General features: G+C 59.9%; 14 protein-coding genes. 3 read left to right on the plus strand and 11 right to left on the minus strand.

The genetic code is table 11. The features are described from left to right. Positions 1-72 precede the first annotated feature (72 nt). Positions 73-1,413: a hemolysin family protein gene (locus tag GQ39_RS24390; RefSeq protein ID WP_047535182.1), complete on the plus strand. Its 1,341-nt coding sequence runs from the start codon at positions 73-75 to the stop codon at positions 1,411-1,413. 68 nt (positions 1,414-1,481) lie between these two features. Here GQ39_RS24390 and GQ39_RS24395 read toward each other — a convergent pair whose 3' ends face one another. The 8 genes from GQ39_RS24395 to GQ39_RS24430 all read right to left on the minus strand — a co-directional run bounded on the left by GQ39_RS24395 (position 1,482) and on the right by GQ39_RS24430 (position 12,162). Further along, positions 1,482-2,378, minus strand: a complete 897-nt coding sequence (locus tag GQ39_RS24395; protein ID WP_047535186.1) for a peptidoglycan DD-metalloendopeptidase family protein — start codon at positions 2,376-2,378, stop codon at positions 1,482-1,484. 207 nt (positions 2,379-2,585) lie between these two features. Continuing rightward, the gene (locus tag GQ39_RS24400) at positions 2,586-3,503 is read right to left on the minus strand and encodes a response regulator (protein WP_047535189.1); all 918 of its coding nucleotides are present in this window, start codon (positions 3,501-3,503) and stop codon (positions 2,586-2,588) included. A 166-nt stretch (positions 3,504-3,669) separates the two neighbouring features. Continuing rightward, positions 3,670-4,431, minus strand: coding sequence for a phosphate signaling complex protein PhoU (gene phoU / locus GQ39_RS24405; protein WP_047535192.1), 762 nt, complete (start codon positions 4,429-4,431; stop codon positions 3,670-3,672). Positions 4,432-4,550: 119 nt separating this feature from the next. Further along, positions 4,551-5,384: a phosphate ABC transporter ATP-binding protein PstB gene (pstB, locus tag GQ39_RS24410; protein WP_047535196.1), complete on the minus strand. Its 834-nt coding sequence runs from the start codon at positions 5,382-5,384 to the stop codon at positions 4,551-4,553. Positions 5,385-5,498: 114 nt separating this feature from the next. Further along, positions 5,499-7,169 (minus strand): phosphate ABC transporter permease PstA, encoded by a 1,671-nt coding sequence (gene pstA / locus GQ39_RS24415; protein WP_047535198.1) that lies wholly within the window; start codon positions 7,167-7,169, stop codon positions 5,499-5,501. Positions 7,170-7,184: 15 nt separating this feature from the next. After that, entirely contained in the window at positions 7,185-9,467 is a 2,283-nt protein-coding gene (locus tag GQ39_RS24420; RefSeq protein WP_047535201.1) for an ABC transporter permease subunit, read from the minus strand. Between the two features lie 163 nt (positions 9,468-9,630). Beyond that, the gene (locus tag GQ39_RS24425) at positions 9,631-10,632 is read right to left on the minus strand and encodes a phosphate ABC transporter substrate-binding protein PstS (protein ID WP_047535203.1); all 1,002 of its coding nucleotides are present in this window, start codon (positions 10,630-10,632) and stop codon (positions 9,631-9,633) included. A gap of 231 nt (positions 10,633-10,863) precedes the next feature. Then, a complete protein-coding gene (locus GQ39_RS24430; protein WP_047535205.1) occupies positions 10,864-12,162 on the minus strand; it encodes an MFS transporter in 1,299 nt (432 codons plus the stop codon). A gap of 363 nt (positions 12,163-12,525) precedes the next feature. Here GQ39_RS24430 and GQ39_RS24435 point away from each other — a divergent pair, with 363 nt between their 5' ends. Both GQ39_RS24435 and GQ39_RS24440 read left to right on the plus strand, forming a co-directional pair. After that, positions 12,526-12,930 (plus strand): acyl-CoA thioesterase, encoded by a 405-nt coding sequence (locus GQ39_RS24435; RefSeq protein ID WP_047535207.1) that lies wholly within the window; start codon positions 12,526-12,528, stop codon positions 12,928-12,930. Between the two features lie 73 nt (positions 12,931-13,003). Beyond that, positions 13,004-13,903 (plus strand): D-hexose-6-phosphate mutarotase, encoded by a 900-nt coding sequence (locus GQ39_RS24440; RefSeq protein WP_047535210.1) that lies wholly within the window; start codon positions 13,004-13,006, stop codon positions 13,901-13,903. A gap of 59 nt (positions 13,904-13,962) precedes the next feature. On the opposite strand, the gene GQ39_RS24445 is transcribed toward GQ39_RS24440, so the two are convergent. From GQ39_RS24445 to GQ39_RS24455, 3 genes are all read right to left on the minus strand, one after another. Beyond that, the gene (locus GQ39_RS24445) at positions 13,963-14,499 is read right to left on the minus strand and encodes a DUF3299 domain-containing protein (protein ID WP_047535212.1); all 537 of its coding nucleotides are present in this window, start codon (positions 14,497-14,499) and stop codon (positions 13,963-13,965) included. An 87-nt stretch (positions 14,500-14,586) separates the two neighbouring features. Beyond that, entirely contained in the window at positions 14,587-14,832 is a 246-nt protein-coding gene (locus tag GQ39_RS24450) for a GlsB/YeaQ/YmgE family stress response membrane protein (RefSeq protein WP_047535215.1), read from the minus strand. A gap of 105 nt (positions 14,833-14,937) precedes the next feature. Further along, the gene (locus tag GQ39_RS24455; protein ID WP_047535216.1) at positions 14,938-16,020 is read right to left on the minus strand and encodes a 5-(carboxyamino)imidazole ribonucleotide synthase; all 1,083 of its coding nucleotides are present in this window, start codon (positions 16,018-16,020) and stop codon (positions 14,938-14,940) included. Positions 16,021-16,024: the final 4 nt, after the last annotated feature.

The raw sequence follows: 16,024 nt of genomic DNA on the forward strand, positions 1-16,024 counted from the left end.
GCTGACTTGTGCCTGCCTTTCAGGCCCACTTTTTCTTTCCTTTCGAATACACGGAACCCGCAAAACTCCATCATGGACCCTTCCCCTGGTTTGACCCTCGCCACACTATTCGCCGACTTCGGCATGATTCTTTTTGCTCTGATCCTGGTGTTGCTCAACGGTTTTTTCGTTGCGGCGGAATTTGCCATGGTCAAATTGCGCTCGACCCGGGTCGAAGCCATCGCTGAACAACACGGCTGGCGCGGGCAGATCCTGCGGACCGTGCACAGCCAGCTCGATGCCTACCTGTCGGCGTGCCAATTGGGCATCACCCTCGCCTCCCTGGGCCTCGGCTGGGTCGGCGAACCGGCGTTCGCGCACATCCTCGAACCGCTGCTCGACGCCGTCGGCGTGCAGTCGGCCGAAGTGATCAAAGGCGTTTCGTTCTTCGCTGCGTTTTTTGTCATCTCGTACCTGCACATCGTGGTCGGCGAGCTGGCCCCGAAATCCTGGGCCATCCGCAAGCCCGAGCTGCTGTCGCTGTGGACCGCCGTGCCGCTGTACCTGTTCTACTGGGCCATGTACCCGGCGATCTACTTGCTCAACGCCAGCGCCAACGCGATCCTGCGCATCGCCGGCCAGGGCGAGCCCGGCCCGCATCACGAGCATCACTACAGCCGCGAAGAATTGAAACTGATCCTGCACTCCAGCCGTGGCCAGGACCCGAGCGACCAAGGCATGCGCGTATTGGCTTCGGCGGTGGAAATGGGCGAACTGGAGGTGGTCGACTGGGCCAACTCCCGCGAAGACCTGGTGACACTGGAGTTCAACGCCCCCCTCAAGGAAATCCTGGCGATGTTCCGTCGTCACAAGTTCAGCCGTTATCCGGTGTACGACAGCGAGCGCCAGGAGTTCGTCGGCTTGCTGCACATCAAGGACCTGCTGCTTGAACTGGCGGCACTGGATCATATTCCCGAGTCGTTCAACCTGGCCGAACTGACCCGTCCGCTGGAGCGCGTGTCCAGGCACATGCCGCTGTCGCAACTACTCGAACAGTTCCGCAAGGGCGGCTCGCACTTCGCCGTGGTTGAAGAGGCCGACGGCAACATCATCGGCTACCTGACCATGGAAGACGTGCTGGAAGTGCTGGTGGGCGACATTCAGGACGAACACCGCAAGGCCGAACGCGGGATCCTCGCCTACCAGCCGGGCAAACTGCTGGTACGGGGCGATACGCCGCTGTTCAAGGTCGAACGGCTGCTGGGCATCGACCTGGACCACGTTGAAGCCGAAACCCTCGCAGGGCTGGTCTACGAAACCCTGAAACGCGTACCGGAAGAGGAAGAAGTGCTGGAAGTCGAAGGCCTGCGCATCATCATCAAGAAGATGAAAGGGCCGAAGATCATTCTGGCCAAGGTCTTGATGCTGGATTGAGTGCTGCACCCGGCGCTTGTGGCGAGGGAGCTTGCTTGCTCGCCACAATTAGTTTTCGCAAGCCTTCGTTATTGCTTGCCCAACGCAAAGTTGGGCAATGAGCTCACCGGTTGGTTGAACTGATACGGAATCGACACCAGGCCCATCCCGGTATTGCGCTGCACCACGAAATGCAGGTGCGGCCCGCTGCTGTTGCCGGTATTGCCCGACAGCGCAAGCGCGGTGCCCACCATGACCCTTTGCCCCTCCCGAACGCTGACCGAGCCTTTTTTCAGGTGCAGGTACACGCCCATGGTCCCGTCATCGTGCAACACCCGCACGAAATTGCCCGATGGATTGGTGCCGCGTCCAGTCTGTCCGTTTTCGATCTTCACCACGACCCCGCCACGTGCGGCAATGATCGGTGTGCCTTCGGGCATGGCGATGTCGATGGCGTAACGGTTCTTCGGCCCAAAGTGGCTGTATTGGCCCTCGGCACCCTGACTCACCCGAAACGGCCCGCCACGCCAGGGCAACGGGTATCGATAGGCCATGGAGGCGCCTGCGGGGTCGCCCAGGGAGTATTCGAACCTGGGGATATAGGCGATCGGCCTTGTGGCCTCTGTGGCCGTGAGCATCGCCAGGCGAATGCTGCTGCGTGACGGCATCACCCGACGAATCGGCCGGCTCGGCGCGCCACTGACGTTCTTCAAGCCATCGAAACTCAATTCGATTTCCACCGGCGCATAGAGGTCGTTTCGCACGTATACGCTGTCCACGCCTTCCTTCTTCATGATCACCAGGTACACCTGACGCTCAAGGTGCTCTTCCATGCGATCGCGGAAGGTGAACACCTTGGAGCCTTTCGTGGGGCGGTCACTGTAGGAGACCACGCCATTGGCGTCGGTGGACTTGTAGATAGTCACGGCCATCGCCGGGGTGGCGGCCATGAACAGACCACATAAAAACAGCAGGCGCGCGAGCATGGGCAGGATTCTGTCGTGTGAGGCCTGGAATGAGCCTAGCAGTCGGAATTGACCTGTGTTGTCGGCAGATGTTTCAAAGTGGATGGTTTAGCAGATGTGTGGTGATTGCTTTAGCGTCATCGCGGGCAAGTTCGCCCCCACAGGTTCTGCACTGTACCTGTGGGAGCGGGCTCGCCCGCGATGGCTGGCTGACAGGCGACGCCTGACTTACGCGCCCGGAACGAAGTGCTTCTGTGCGGTGCCACGGGCGATCAGGCGGGAAATGTAATCGAGCTTCTGCGAGTCCTGATCGACGAAACGGAAGGTCAATTGCAACCAGTCGCTGTCCGGCTTGGGCTCATGGGCGACGACGGCGTGCAAATAGCCATTCAGACGAGCAGTCTCGGCGTTGTCGCCCTGCTCCAGGTCGAGCACGGCACTGTCCAGTACCTGTGGCAGTGTTTCGGAGCGTTTCACCACCAGCAGCGCTTCCTTGAGGCTCAGCGCCTTGATCACGCATTGCTGGATACCGTTGGGCAGGCGCAATTGCCCCTGACCACGCCCACCCGCCCCAGAGGCAGCCGGAGCGGGAGCCTTGACCGGCGGACTGTTGAGCAAACCACGGGATGGCGCGGCAGCAGGAGTCGGGGCAGAAGGCGATGGCGCGACCACGGTGGCCTTGCCGCCAGTCAATGCATTCAGTGAGTCGTTACCGAACGCCGAAGTCGTTTTGGTCGATGCAACGTTCACCAACGCGTCGAGCTTGCCGACCTTGTGCAGTGCCTGCCTGACCTTATTGATCAATTGCTCGTTGGTGAACGGCTTGCTGACATAGCCAGAAACCCCGGCCTGGATTGCCTGGACGACGTTCTCCTTGTCGCCACGGCTGGTCACCATCACAAACGGCATGGTTTTGAGGCTGTCCTGCGCGCGACACCAAGTCAGCAGTTCCAGGCCGGACATTTCCGGCATTTCCCAGTCGCACAGCACCAGGTCGAACGCTTCCCGGGCCAGCAATGCCTGAGCCTTTTTGCCATTGATTGCGTCTTCGATCCGCATGCCCGGGAAATAGTTACGCAGGCATTTCTTCACCAGGTCACGAATAAACGAGGCATCGTCCACGACCAACACACTGACCTTACTCATCCATAACCCCTTAAAAAACCCCGGCAAGCATACCGCTTTGCTGATGGCACATTGCCAAAACCTTCAGTCACGCCGGGACTTTTCGTTCGCGGGTGCTGCTTTTCGAATTCGAGAGCCGCAAACAAAAACGCCCGGCCAACAGGCCGGGCGCTTTACTTGGGCAATCTTACTTATCGTCAGGTTTGCCCGGAACATTAGCGGTTTCGCCGGCGGTTCCTTCAACTTCTTCTTTCATGCGCTTGAGGCCAAGGTGACGTACGTCAGTGCCGCGCACCAGGTAAATCACCAACTCGGAAATATTGCGCGCGTGGTCGCCGATGCGCTCCAGCGAGCGCAGCACCCAGATAATGCTCAAGACGCGCGAGATAGAGCGCGGGTCTTCCATCATGTAGGTCGCCAGCTCACGCAGAGCGGTCTTGTATTCACGGTCGATGATTTTGTCGTACTGCGCCACGGACAACGCCAGATCGGCGTCGAAACGGGCAAAGGCGTCCAACGCGTCACGAACCATGTTACGGACCTGGTCGCCGATGTGGCGCACTTCGACGTAGCCGCGTGGCGCTTCGCCTTCTTCGCACAACTGGATGGCACGACGGGCGATCTTGGTCGCTTCATCACCGATGCGCTCCAGGTCGATCACCGACTTGGAGATGCTGATGATCAGACGCAGGTCAGACGCCGCCGGCTGACGACGGGCCAGAATGCGCAGGCATTCTTCGTCGATGTTGCGTTCCATCTGATTGATCTGGTCGTCGATTTCGCGAACCTGCTGGGCCAGGCCGGAATCGGCCTCGATCAGCGCGGTGACCGCGTCGTTGACCTGTTTTTCCACCAGACCGCCCATGGCCAGGAGGTGGCTGCGCACTTCCTCCAGTTCGGCGTTGAACTGCTGGGAGATGTGGTGGGTAAGGCCTTCTTTGCTAATCATCTGTTTCGCTCCGCGAAAGTTGCAAGCTTCAAGCTGCAAGCTTCAAGCAGTTATGTATAAGTCCTGATATCGCACCGCTTCTCTTGCCGCTTGCAGCTTGACGCTTGCGGCTGTAGGGGCTAGCCGTAACGACCGGTGATGTAGTCTTCGGTCTGCTTCTTCGCCGGATTGGTGAACAGGGTGTCGGTGTCGCCGAATTCCACCAGTTTGCCCATGTACATGAACGCCGTGTAGTCGGATACCCGAGCGGCCTGTTGCATGTTGTGGGTCACGATGACGATGGTGAATTTGGATTTCAGTTCGTAGATCAGCTCTTCGACTTTCAGCGTCGAGATCGGGTCGAGTGCCGAGCACGGTTCGTCGAGCAGCAGCACTTCCGGTTCCACGGCGATGGTGCGGGCGATGACCAGACGTTGCTGCTGACCACCGGACAGGCCCAGTGCCGATTCATGCAGACGGTCTTTGACTTCATCCCACAGGGCCGCGCCTTTCAACGCCCACTCGACCGCTTCGTCAAGGATGCGCTTCTTGTTGATGCCCTGGATCCGCAGGCCGTAAACCACGTTTTCATAGATGGTTTTCGGGAACGGGTTGGGCTTCTGGAACACCATGCCGACGCGACGACGCAGCTCGGCCACGTCTTCGCCCTTGCGATAGATGTTGTTGCCGTACAGGTTGATCGCGCCTTCGACGCGGCAGCCGTCCACCAGATCGTTCATGCGGTTAAACGTACGCAGCAATGTGGATTTGCCGCAGCCGGACGGACCGATGAAGGCGGTCACGCGCTGTTTCGGGATGTTCATGCTGACATCGTACAGCGCTTGTTTCTCACCGTAGAACAGGCTCAGGCTCGGTACCTCGATGGCCACGGTTTCCTGCTCGAGATTCAGGCTCTGCTTGTCGCGACCCAGGGCCGACATGTTGATGCCGTGAGTATGTGCTTCGTGCTGCATGGGGTCTCACTCCGTTCGTAGCTGCAAGCTTCTAGCTGCAAGCTGCAAGTTTGAGCAAAAGCGGCTTGCGGCCTAAAGCTTGCCGCTTGGAACTTGCCGCTTGTGGCTTATTTATCAGCTATCCAGCGCTTTGTATTTTTCGCGCAGGTGGTTACGGATCCACACGGCCGACAGGTTCAATGTCGCGATCACCAGTACCAGCAGCAGCGCCGTGGCGTATACCAGCGGCCGCGCGGCCTCGACGTTCGGGCTCTGGAAGCCGACGTCATAGATATGGAAGCCCAAGTGCATGATCTTCTGGTCCAGGTGCAGGTACGGGTAGTTGCCGTCCACCGGCAGCGACGGCGCCAGTTTCACCACACCCACCAGCATCAGCGGCGCCACCTCACCGGCGGCGCGTGCCACGGCGAGGATCATGCCGGTCATCATCGCCGGGCTGGCCATCGGCAGCACGATCTTCCACAAGGTTTCAGCCTTGGTCGCGCCGAGGGCCAACGAGCCTTCGCGAACGGTGCGAGGAATTCGCGCCAGGCCTTCTTCAGTGGCCACGATCACCACCGGCACCGCCAGCAGTGCCAGGGTCAGCGAAGCCCAGAGCAGGCCCGGCGTACCGAAGGTCGGTGCCGGCAAGGCTTCCGGGAAGAACAACCGGTCGACCGAGCCACCCAGCACGTAGACGAAGAAGCCCAGACCGAACACGCCGTACACGATGGCCGGAACGCCCGCCAGGTTGTTCACCGCGATGCGGATCACGCGGGTCAGGGTGTTCTGCTTGGCGTATTCACGCAGGTACACCGCCGCCAGCACGCCGAACGGGGTGACGATCATCGCCATGATCAGGGTCATCATCACGGTGCCGAAGATCGCCGGGAAAATCCCGCCTTCGGTGTTCGCCTCACGCGGGTCGTCGCTCAGGAATTCCCAGACCTTGCTGAAGTAGAAGCCGATCTTGGTCAGGGTGCTCATGGCGTTCGGCTGATAGGCGTGAACCACTTTGCCGATGCCAATTTCCACTTCCTTGCCGTTGGCATCGCGGGCCGTGAGGCTGTCGCGGTTGAACTGCGCGTGCAGATCGGCCAAACGTGCTTCGATCTCTTGATAGCGAGCGTTCAGTTCAGCGCGCTCGGATTCCATGTCCGCTTGCGCGGCAGGGTCGAGTTTGCCTTCCAGCTCCAGCTTGCGACCGTGCAGGCGGATGCGCTCGAGACCGGCGTTAATCGCGCCGATGTCGGTTTTTTCCAGGCTCTTGAGCTGCGCAGCCAGCTTGTTGACGCGATCGACACGGGCCTGCAACTCAGGCCATGCGGCTTCGCCTTCAGCAATGACCTTGCCATCCTGTTTGACGTTGACCAGGTAGCCGTAGAAGTTACCCCACTCACGACGCTCGATGGCCATCAGCTCCGGCGGCGTCGTCTGGTTGGTCAGCCACTCGCCGACGGTCCAGGTGAAGTCGTTGCCGTTCAGGTCGCGGTTGCCGACCTTGATCAGCTCGCGGGTCATGAATTCCGGGCCTTGATCCGGCACCGGCAAACCAGCGGACTTCAGACGTGCGCGGGGCACTTCTTCCTTCTGTACCACTTCGCCAATGACCAGGTGATTAGCCTGGCCCGGCACGTCGTAGTTGGCGTGGATCAGATCCGCCGGCCAGAAGTGACCCAGGCCGCGCACGGCGATCACCGCCAGCAGGCCAATGGTCATGATGACCGCGATGGACACCGCGCCACCGCTGATCCAGACGCCGGGGGCGCCGCTCTTGAACCATCCATTCAGGGAGTTCTGTTTCACAGACTTCTACCTTTCTTAAAGCGACGAGTATTTCTTGCGCAGACGCTGACGAATCAGTTCCGCGAGGGTGTTCATGACGAAGGTGAACAACAGCAACACCAGCGCCGAGAGGAACAGCACGCGGTAGTGACTGCCGCCGACTTCCGATTCGGGCATTTCCACCGCGACGTTGGCGGCCAGGGTGCGCAGACCTTCGAACAGGTTCATCTCCATGACCGGGGTGTTACCGGTGGCCATCAACACGATCATGGTTTCACCGACCGCACGGCCCATGCCGATCATCAGCGCCGAGAAGATGCCCGGGCTGGCGGTGAGGATCACCACGCGCGTCATGGTCTGCCACGGCGTGGCACCGAGGGCCAGGGAGCCGAGGGTGAGGCCACGCGGTACGCTGAACACGGCGTCTTCGGCGATGGAGTAGATGTTCGGGATGACCGCAAAGCCCATGGCCAGGCCGACCACCAGTGCGTTGCGCTGGTCGTAGGTGATGCCCAGGTCGTGGGAGATCCACATGCGCATGTCGCCGCCGAAGAACCAGTTCTCCATGAACGGGCTCATGTACAGCGAGAGCCAGCCAACGAAGAGGATCACCGGGATCAGGATCGCGCTTTCCCAGCCATCGGGCACTTTCAGGCGAATGGATTCAGGCAGGCGACTGAAGACGAAACCGGCGACCAGAATGCCGATCGGCAGGAGCATCAGCAGGCTGAAGATGCCCGGCAAGTGCCCTTCCACATACGGGGCGAGGAACAGACCGGCGAAGAAACCGAGGATCACCGTCGGCATCGCTTCCATCAGTTCGATCACCGGCTTGACCTTGCGGCGCATGCCCGGTGCCATGAAGTACGCGGTGTAGATCGCAGCGGCGACGGCCAGTGGAGCCGCCAGCAGCATCGCGTAGAACGCGGCCTTGAGGGTACCGAAGGTCAGCGGCGACAGGCTCAGCTTGGGTTCGAAATCGGTGTTGGCGGCGGTCGATTGCCAGACGTATTTAGGCTCGTCGTAGTTCTCGTACCAGACCTTGCTCCACAGCGCGCTCCAAGAGACTTCCGGGTGCGGGTTGTCGAGCAGCAACGGTTGCAGCTTGCCGCCGGCTTCCACGATCACGCGGTTGGCCCGTGGCGACAGGCCGAAAATGCCCTGGCCTTCGACCACTTGATCCACCAGCAAGGTGCGGTGGGCCGTACTGTGGAATACGCCGAGCTTGCCGGAGGCGTCGAGGGCGATAAAGCCCTTACGGCGTTCTTCGGCAGTGATTTCAACAATAGGCGTGGTGCCCATCTGGAAGGTACGGATCTGCTTGAGGCGTTGTTCACCGTCCTGATCGCGCGCCATGAACCATTGAGCCAGGCCACCTTTGGAGTCGCCGATGATCAGCGAGATACCGCCAACCAACTGAGTGCTGGCCGTGACTTGGGCTTCACCGTCTTCCAGCAGTTTGTAGCGACCGTTGAGACTCTTGTCACGCAGGCTGAATACGTCGGCCTGGGCACGCCCGTTGACCACGTACAGCCACTGCTGACGCGGATCGACGAAGATGTTTTTCACCGGTTCGGTCATTTGCGGCAGATCGATACGCTTCTGCTCGTTGGTGATTTCGCCGGTCATCATGTTTTCTTCGCTGGTGAGCGACAACACATTGAGTTGCGAACCGGTGGCACCGACCAGCATCAGGGTCGAATCGTTGGCGTTGAGGCTGACGTGCTCAAGCGCACCACCCGCCTCGTTCACCACGATAGGTGCTTCGCCGTACGGGTACTCGACCGCTGGCGAAATGGTTTTCTTGCCTTGCGGGTAGCTGACTTTATAGGTGTGACGGAACACCAGCGCCTGACCGTTGGACAGGCCCACGGCCACCAACGGGTGACCTGGCTGGTCTTCTCCGATGGAGGTCACGGTGACGCCGGCCGGAACAGGCAAATCGACGCGCTTGAGTTCAGCGCCACTGTCGATATCGAAGAACAGCGCCTGGCCTTTGTCGGAAACCCGCATGGCCACTTGGTTCTGCTCTTCCAGGGAGATCATCAGCGGCTTGCCGGCGTCTTGCATCCAGGCAGGCGTGATGGCGTCCTTGGCGGTCAGGCTGGCACCCTGGAACAGGGGCGCGACGACGTAGGCAAGGAAGAAAAAGATCAACGTGATCGCACCCAGCACGGCCAGGCCACCCACGAGGACGTACCAGCGGGTCAGGCGATCTTTGAGCGCGCGAATGCGGCGCTTGCGTTGCAGCTCAGGCGTATTGAAATCAATTCGCTTGGGGGGATTTGTAGTCATGTTGGAATTGGCCAGATCATTCATGCGCACACCCTAGCGATCCTGTATGACAGAAAGATGACAATGCAGTGACGCAACAAATCCGCCGCCAGCGGTGGCTGGCAGTGGATAGAGAATTAGAGGTGTATGAGGGCAGCTCCTGCCGCCCCCATGTGAATCCGGTGAAGTTCACACCGGATTCAATTTGTTACTTTTTTGCGACTTCAGCGCCGCCTTCCGACAGCCCCAAGTCAGCCAGGGCTTTGGCTGCAACTTTGGCTGGCAGTGGGATGTAACCGTCTTTCACGACCACTTCCTGACCCTGTTTCGACAGAACCAGTTTCACGAACTCGGCTTCCAGCGGGGCCAGAGGCTTGTTCGGGGCCTTGTTGACGTATACGTACAGGAAGCGGGACAGCGGGTATTTGCCGTTCAGGGCGTTTTCTTCGCTGTCTTCAATGAAGTCGGTGCTGCCTTTCTTGGCCAGGGCCACGGTCTTCACGCTGGCGGTCTTGTAACCGATGCCCGAGTAACCGATGCCGTTCAGCGAGGAGCTGATCGACTGCACGACCGAAGCCGAACCTGGTTGTTCGTTGACGTTTGGTTTGTAGTCGCCTTTGCACAGGGCTTCTTCTTTGAAGTAGCCGTAGGTGCCGGATACCGAGTTACGACCGAACAGTTGAACCGGCTTGTTGGCCAGGTCGCCGGTCACGCCCAGGTCACCCCAGGTTTTGACTTCGGTCTTGGCGCCGCACAGACGAGTGGACGAGAAGATCGCGTCGACTTGTTCCATGGTCAGGTGCTGGATCGGGTTGTCCTTGTGCACGAACACCGCCAGGGCGTCCACGGCAACCGGGATAGCGGTTGGCTTGTAGCCGTACTTCTGCTCGAAGGCAGCCAGTTCGGTGTCCTTCATCTTGCGGCTCATCGGGCCCAGGTTAGAGGTGCCTTCAGTCAGCGCAGGTGGCGCGGTGGCGGAGCCAGCGGCCTGAATCTGAATGTTTACGTTCGGGTATTCTTTTTTGTAGTTCTCAGCCCACAGGGTCATGAGGTTGGCCAGGGTATCGGAACCGACGCTGGACAGGTTGCCCGACACACCAGTGGTCTTGGTGTAGCTCGGGATAGCAGGGTCAACAGCGGCAACCGCGTTGGCAGTCGCAACGCCAGCAGCGACAAAAGTCATTGCCGCCATCAAACGCTTCAGTTTCATGCCTTACTCCTAGCAGATAGGGTGTGTTATTCGGGGCCAAGTATCAGCAGGCCGTGTGAACACTCTATGGCTGAAATATGACAATTGGATGAAAGGCCAGCATCGCGTTTTTACCGGGTGATTCGGGGCGCCCCAAATCGCTAGCAGGCTAGCTCCCACATTGGAATGCATTTCAATGTGGGAGCTAGCCTGCTAGCGATAGGACCGGTACAGCCACAGAGGACCGCGGGATCAGCGCCCTTTCTTCCAGAGATAACCGCCCACCACAATCCCGACGCCACACAGCACCGCCACATAGTAAGCCGGCCCCATCGGGCTTTCCTTGAGCAACAAACTGACGATCATCGGCGTCAGGCCACCGAAAATGGCGTAGGCCACGTTGTAGGAAAAGGACAAGCCGCTAAAGCGCACCACAGGCGGGAACGCCTTGACCATGACGTACGGCACCGCACCGATGGTGCCGACCAGCAGGCCGGTCAGGGCATACAGCGGGAACAGCCAGTCAGGATGGTCGGCCAGGCTGTGGTAGAAGGTCCAGGAGCTGGCCAGCAGGGCCGCACAACCGAATACGAACACCCGCCCCGCACCAAAACGATCGGCCAATGCGCCGGCAATGATGCAACCCACGCTAAGGAAAATGATCGCCACACTGTTCGCCTGCAGGGATGTGGTTGGCGAGAAGTGATAGACCGTTTGCAACACGGTCGGGGTCATCAGAATCAACACCACGATCCCGGCGGACAGCAGCCAGGTCAGCAGCATGGAAATCGCGATGGCACCACGATGGTCACGCAGCACCGCACGCAGCGGGACTTCCTCGGCCAGGGCCTTGCGCAATTGCAGTTCGGCGAACACCGGGGTTTCGTGCAACCAGCGGCGCAGGTACACCGAGAACAGGCCAAACACACCGCCCAACAGGAACGGAATCCGCCAGGCGTAATCCGACACTTCCCCAGGGGTGTACAGGCTGTTGATCGCCGTCGCCACTAGAGATCCCAGGAGGATGCCTGCCGTCAGACCGCTGGTCAGCGTGCCGCAGGCGTAGCCGATGTGCCGTTGCGGTACGTGCTCGGAAACGAAGACCCAGGCGCCCGGCACTTCGCCGCCGATGGCCGCGCCCTGGATCACCCGCATCAGCAGCAACAGGATAGGCGCCCACATGCCGATCTGCGCATAGGTCGGCAGCAGGCCCATGATCAGGGTCGGCACCGCCATCATGAAAATGCTCAGGGTGAACATCTTCTTGCGCCCCAGCAGATCGCCGAAGTGCGCCATCACGATGCCGCCCAGTGGTCGAGCCAGATAGCCGGCGGCAAAAATGCCGAAAGTCTGCATTAAGCGCAGCCACTCCGGCATGTCCGCCGGGAAGAACAGTTTCCCCACCACCGTGGCAAAGAACACGAAAATGATGAAGTCGTAGAATTCCAGCGCGCCGCCCAGGGCCGACAGCGATAGGGTCTTGTAGTCGTTGCGGGTCAGCGGACGTGCAGGTTGGCTTGGCTGCGCGATACTCGAGGGCGCTGTGGTCATGGCAAGGGCTTCTCTTATAGTCAAATCTGCCGCCCCAACAACGCTGGCAAGGGCTCGGGCAGGACCGGCACCATAACAAATTGTTCGAAAAAGCACATAGAGGCGCGTTTTTGACAGTCAAAATGAGAACCGGACGGTCGTCTCGGAGTCTACCGACCGATATACTCGCAATCTCGCTGCAGTTCGAAAGGGTTGCTGTGCGAAAACGCCTGTCAGGTTCATAGGCGATTTCGCAGAGTTTCCCTTTAGGCGCCTTAAGAAAAACGTGACGAACGTAGTATGTTCGGTGCTTGGATCGTTTTTCGCGAAGACGGCTACCACCAGCAATACCAACGAAGAGTCACGGGTCAGAGGCCCCCCGGCATGATAGAGCTCGAACAAGAAGATCCGATTCCGCAAGGCGACCTGGCCCTGCAAATCACCGCCCTTCCTCGCGAAACCAACGGCTTTGGCGATATTTTCGGCGGCTGGCTGGTTTCGCAAATGGACTTGGCTGGCACCGCTATGGCCAGCAAGGTTGCCGGTGGGCGCGTGGCCACGGTGGCGATCGACCGTATGGCGTTCCTGGTACCGGTGGCGGTGGGCGCTCAGCTCTCCTTCTATACGCAGGCACTGGAAATCGGCCGTAGCTCGATCAAGATGATGGTCGAGGTCTGGAGCGACGATCCGCTGTCCAGCGAATGGCGTAAAGTCACTGAAGCGGTGTTCGTGTTCGTCGCCATCGATGGCAGCGGCCGCACCCGTTCGGTTCCGCCCAGAGCTCGTTAATAAAACGCCTCGTTAAACCCGGCGATCTTTTTGCAGTCTGTAGTCGTCATTGTTCCCGATCGAGAGCTGCCCCATGAACACGCCCAACGTTGAAGCCGTGAAACTGGATGAACTGAACTGCTGGCGCATCCGCCACGGCCAGGCCGAATTGCTGGTCGCCCAGCAAGGTGCGCAGATCCTCAGTTATCAACTGGCCGGCCGGCCACCGTTGATCTGGCTCAACGACGAGGCGGTGTTCAAGACGGGCAAGAGCATTCGTGCCGGCGTACCGGTTTGCTGGCCGTGGTTCGGCAACCTGGCGCGCAACCCGCAGAGCGTTCAGTCGATGCGCGTCAGCCACGAACCGGCCGCAGCTCACGGCCTGGTGCGAGCGATGGACTGGGAACTGGGCGGCATAGAAGCAGAGGGCGATAGCCTCAAGATCGAATTCCTCCTGCCCTACCCCGAAGGCGGTCTGCCGGGCTGGCCGCATCAGGTGGACTTGACGCTGAGCATTCGTCTGGATGAACAGTTGCATATCCACCTGACCAGCCACAACCAGGGCGCTGAAAACGTCACCATCAGCCAGGCGCTACACAGCTATTTCGCCGTCAGCGATGTGCGCAACGTGCATGTCGAAGGGCTGGATGGCCTGGATTACATCGAGACGCTGGACGACTGGAAAACCGTCACTCAGTCCGGCGACTTGCGCTTTACCGGCGAGACGGATCGCATCTACCTGAATACCCCGGCGACGCTGAGCATCGTCGATCCAGCCTGGGAGCGCCGCATCGCGCTGACCAGCAGTGGTTCGCGCTCCGCAGTGATCTGGAACCCATGGATCGAGCGCGCCGCCGCGTTCAGCGACATGGCCAACGATGGCTGGCAGCGCATGCTGTGCATCGAGACGGCGAATGTGATGGGTGATGTGGTTTCGCTGGCGCCGGGTGCAAGCCATACCCTGGGCGTCAGCATCGCCAGCAAGCCGCTCTAAGCCGCACTACAAAACCACTGTGGGAGCGAGCTCGCTCCCGCAATGTTTTAGTGTTGCCGTTACAGATCCGACTCTTTCACCACCCGCACCTTCGCCGCATCCAGTGCATACGCCGCATCGGCCAGGTCATTGCTGACCTTCTCGATCTTCAGCGTGCCGGTCACCCACAGCGGTGTGTAGATGTCGTTGAGTTTCAAACCTTGCGGATAACGCACCAGCACCAGTTGATTCGGTGGCGGTGGCGGCACGTGGATGCAGGCACCCGGGTACGGCACCAGGAAAAACAGCGTGCTGCGTCCTTTCGCGTCGGTCTCCAACGGCACCGGATAACCACCGATACGAATGTTCTTGTCGTTCATCGACGCTACGGTTTTGGTTGAATACATCACCGCCGGCAGGCCTTTGCTCTGCTTCATGCCACCCTTTTCGGTAAAGGTGCCATTGGCCTCGGGGGAGTTGTGGTCGATTTCGGGCATGGCCTCGAGGGCTTTCTGGTCCGACTTGGGCATCAGTTCGAGCCAGTCGGTTTCCGGCAGTTCGGCGGCATGAGCCAGGCCCGTGCCCAGGAAAAGAAGAGTCAAAAGAAGACGGCGCATGAAAGTGCTCGGTAAAGGGAGGACGGTGAGACGCCGAGCATTCTAGCCCTCTCGGCGTACGCGGCCGAGAGGGCTTTGTCGCTTAAATCAGTTCTTTTTGATCAGGCCGTAGATCACCAGCAATACGACGGCGCCCACCAGTGCGCCAATGAAACCCGCACCTTGGCCGGCCTGATAAAAGCCCAATGCCTGGCCGCCATAAGTAGCCGCCAGCGAACCGCCAATACCGAGCAGGATGGTCATGATCCAGCCCATGCTGTCATCGCCCGGTTTCAGGAACCGCGCCAGCAGGCCGACGATCAGGCCGATAAAGATGGTTCCGATAATTCCCATGGCATTTCCCTCTGAATGGATAGTCATGCGAAAGCCTAGCCAGACTTTCGCATCCTGCCATGAGAGAACGGCGCCCCTGAATGGTTCCGCCGCTACCACATGAAACTATTCGGCGATGAGCGCTTCGACCTTGAGGATCTGCGCGGCCAGCGTCTCGCGGTCTGCACAACGCAGGTTGGCGTGACCGACCTTGCGCCCGACCTTGAATGCCTTGCCATAGTGGTGCAGGTGGCAATCGGCGATGGCCAGGACTTTCTCGGTCTCCGGCACTTTGCCGATGAAGTTGAGCATGGCGCTTTCGCCGACCTTGGCCGTCGAACCCAACGGCAGGCCGGCCACGGCGCGCAGGTGGTTTTCGAACTGGCTGCATTCGGCGCCTTCGGTGGTCCAGTGCCCGGAGTTGTGTACGCGCGGGGCGATTTCGTTGGCCTTGAGGCCACCGTCGACTTCAAAGAACTCGAACGCCATCACCCCCACGTAATCCAGTTGCTTGAGCACGCGGCTGGAATAGTCTTCGGCCAGGGCTTGCAGCGGATGATCGGTGCTGGCCACGGACAGCTTGAGGATGCCGCTGTCGTGGGTGTTGTGCACCAGCGGGTAGAAGCGGGTCTCACCGTCTCGGGCACGCACGGCGATCAACGAGACTTCACCGGTGAACGGCACGAAGCCTTCCAGCAGGCAGGCGACGTTGCCCAGCTCGGCAAACGTGCCAACCACATCTTCAGGGGTGCGCAGAACTTTCTGGCCCTTGCCGTCGTAACCCAGGGTGCGGGTCTTGAGCACGGCCGGCAGACCGATGGAGGCCACAGCGGCGTCGAGATCGGCTTGCGACTGAATGTCGGCAAACGCCGGGGTTGGAATCCCCAGGTCCTTGAACATGCTCTTCTCGAACCAGCGATCGCGGGCAATGCGCAAGGCTTCGGCACTCGGATAAACCGGAACGAATTGCGACAGGAACGCCACGGTTTCGGCCGGGACGCTCTCGAACTCAAAGGTCACCAGATCGACTTCATCGGCCAACTGACGCAGGTGATCCTGGTCACCGTAGTCGGCGCGCAGGTGTTCACCCAATGCCGCAGCGCAGGCGTCCGGCGCCGGGTCCAGAAAAGCGAAGTTCATGCCCAGCGGAGTACCCGCCAGCGCCAACATGCGGCCCAACTGGCCGCCACCGATTACACCGATCTTCATCGTC

This window comes from Pseudomonas sp. 11/12A, assembly GCF_000800055.1.
GTDB classification, from domain to species: Bacteria; Pseudomonadota; Gammaproteobacteria; order Pseudomonadales; family Pseudomonadaceae; genus Aquipseudomonas; species Aquipseudomonas mohnii.

Coding starts and splice junctions, on each gene's coding strand:
- GQ39_RS24390 (WP_047535182.1), top strand. CDS start 73: ATGGACCCTTCCCCTGGTTTGACCCTCGCCACACTATTCGCCGACTTC.
- GQ39_RS24395 (WP_047535186.1), bottom strand. CDS start 2,378: ATGCTCGCGCGCCTGCTGTTTTTATGTGGTCTGTTCATGGCCGCCACC.
- GQ39_RS24400 (WP_047535189.1), bottom strand. CDS start 3,503: ATGAGTAAGGTCAGTGTGTTGGTCGTGGACGATGCCTCGTTTATTCGT.
- phoU (WP_047535192.1), bottom strand. CDS start 4,431: ATGATTAGCAAAGAAGGCCTTACCCACCACATCTCCCAGCAGTTCAAC.
- pstB (WP_047535196.1), bottom strand. CDS start 5,384: ATGCAGCACGAAGCACATACTCACGGCATCAACATGTCGGCCCTGGGT.
- GQ39_RS24420 (WP_047535201.1), bottom strand. CDS start 9,467: ATGAATGATCTGGCCAATTCCAACATGACTACAAATCCCCCCAAGCGA.
- GQ39_RS24425 (WP_047535203.1), bottom strand. CDS start 10,632: ATGAAACTGAAGCGTTTGATGGCGGCAATGACTTTTGTCGCTGCTGGC.
- GQ39_RS24430 (WP_047535205.1), bottom strand. CDS start 12,162: ATGACCACAGCGCCCTCGAGTATCGCGCAGCCAAGCCAACCTGCACGT.
- GQ39_RS24435 (WP_047535207.1), top strand. CDS start 12,526: ATGATAGAGCTCGAACAAGAAGATCCGATTCCGCAAGGCGACCTGGCC.
- GQ39_RS24440 (WP_047535210.1), top strand. CDS start 13,004: ATGAACACGCCCAACGTTGAAGCCGTGAAACTGGATGAACTGAACTGC.
- GQ39_RS24445 (WP_047535212.1), bottom strand. CDS start 14,499: ATGCGCCGTCTTCTTTTGACTCTTCTTTTCCTGGGCACGGGCCTGGCT.
- GQ39_RS24450 (WP_047535215.1), bottom strand. CDS start 14,832: ATGGGAATTATCGGAACCATCTTTATCGGCCTGATCGTCGGCCTGCTG.
- GQ39_RS24455 (WP_047535216.1), bottom strand. CDS start 16,020: ATGAAGATCGGTGTAATCGGTGGCGGCCAGTTGGGCCGCATGTTGGCG.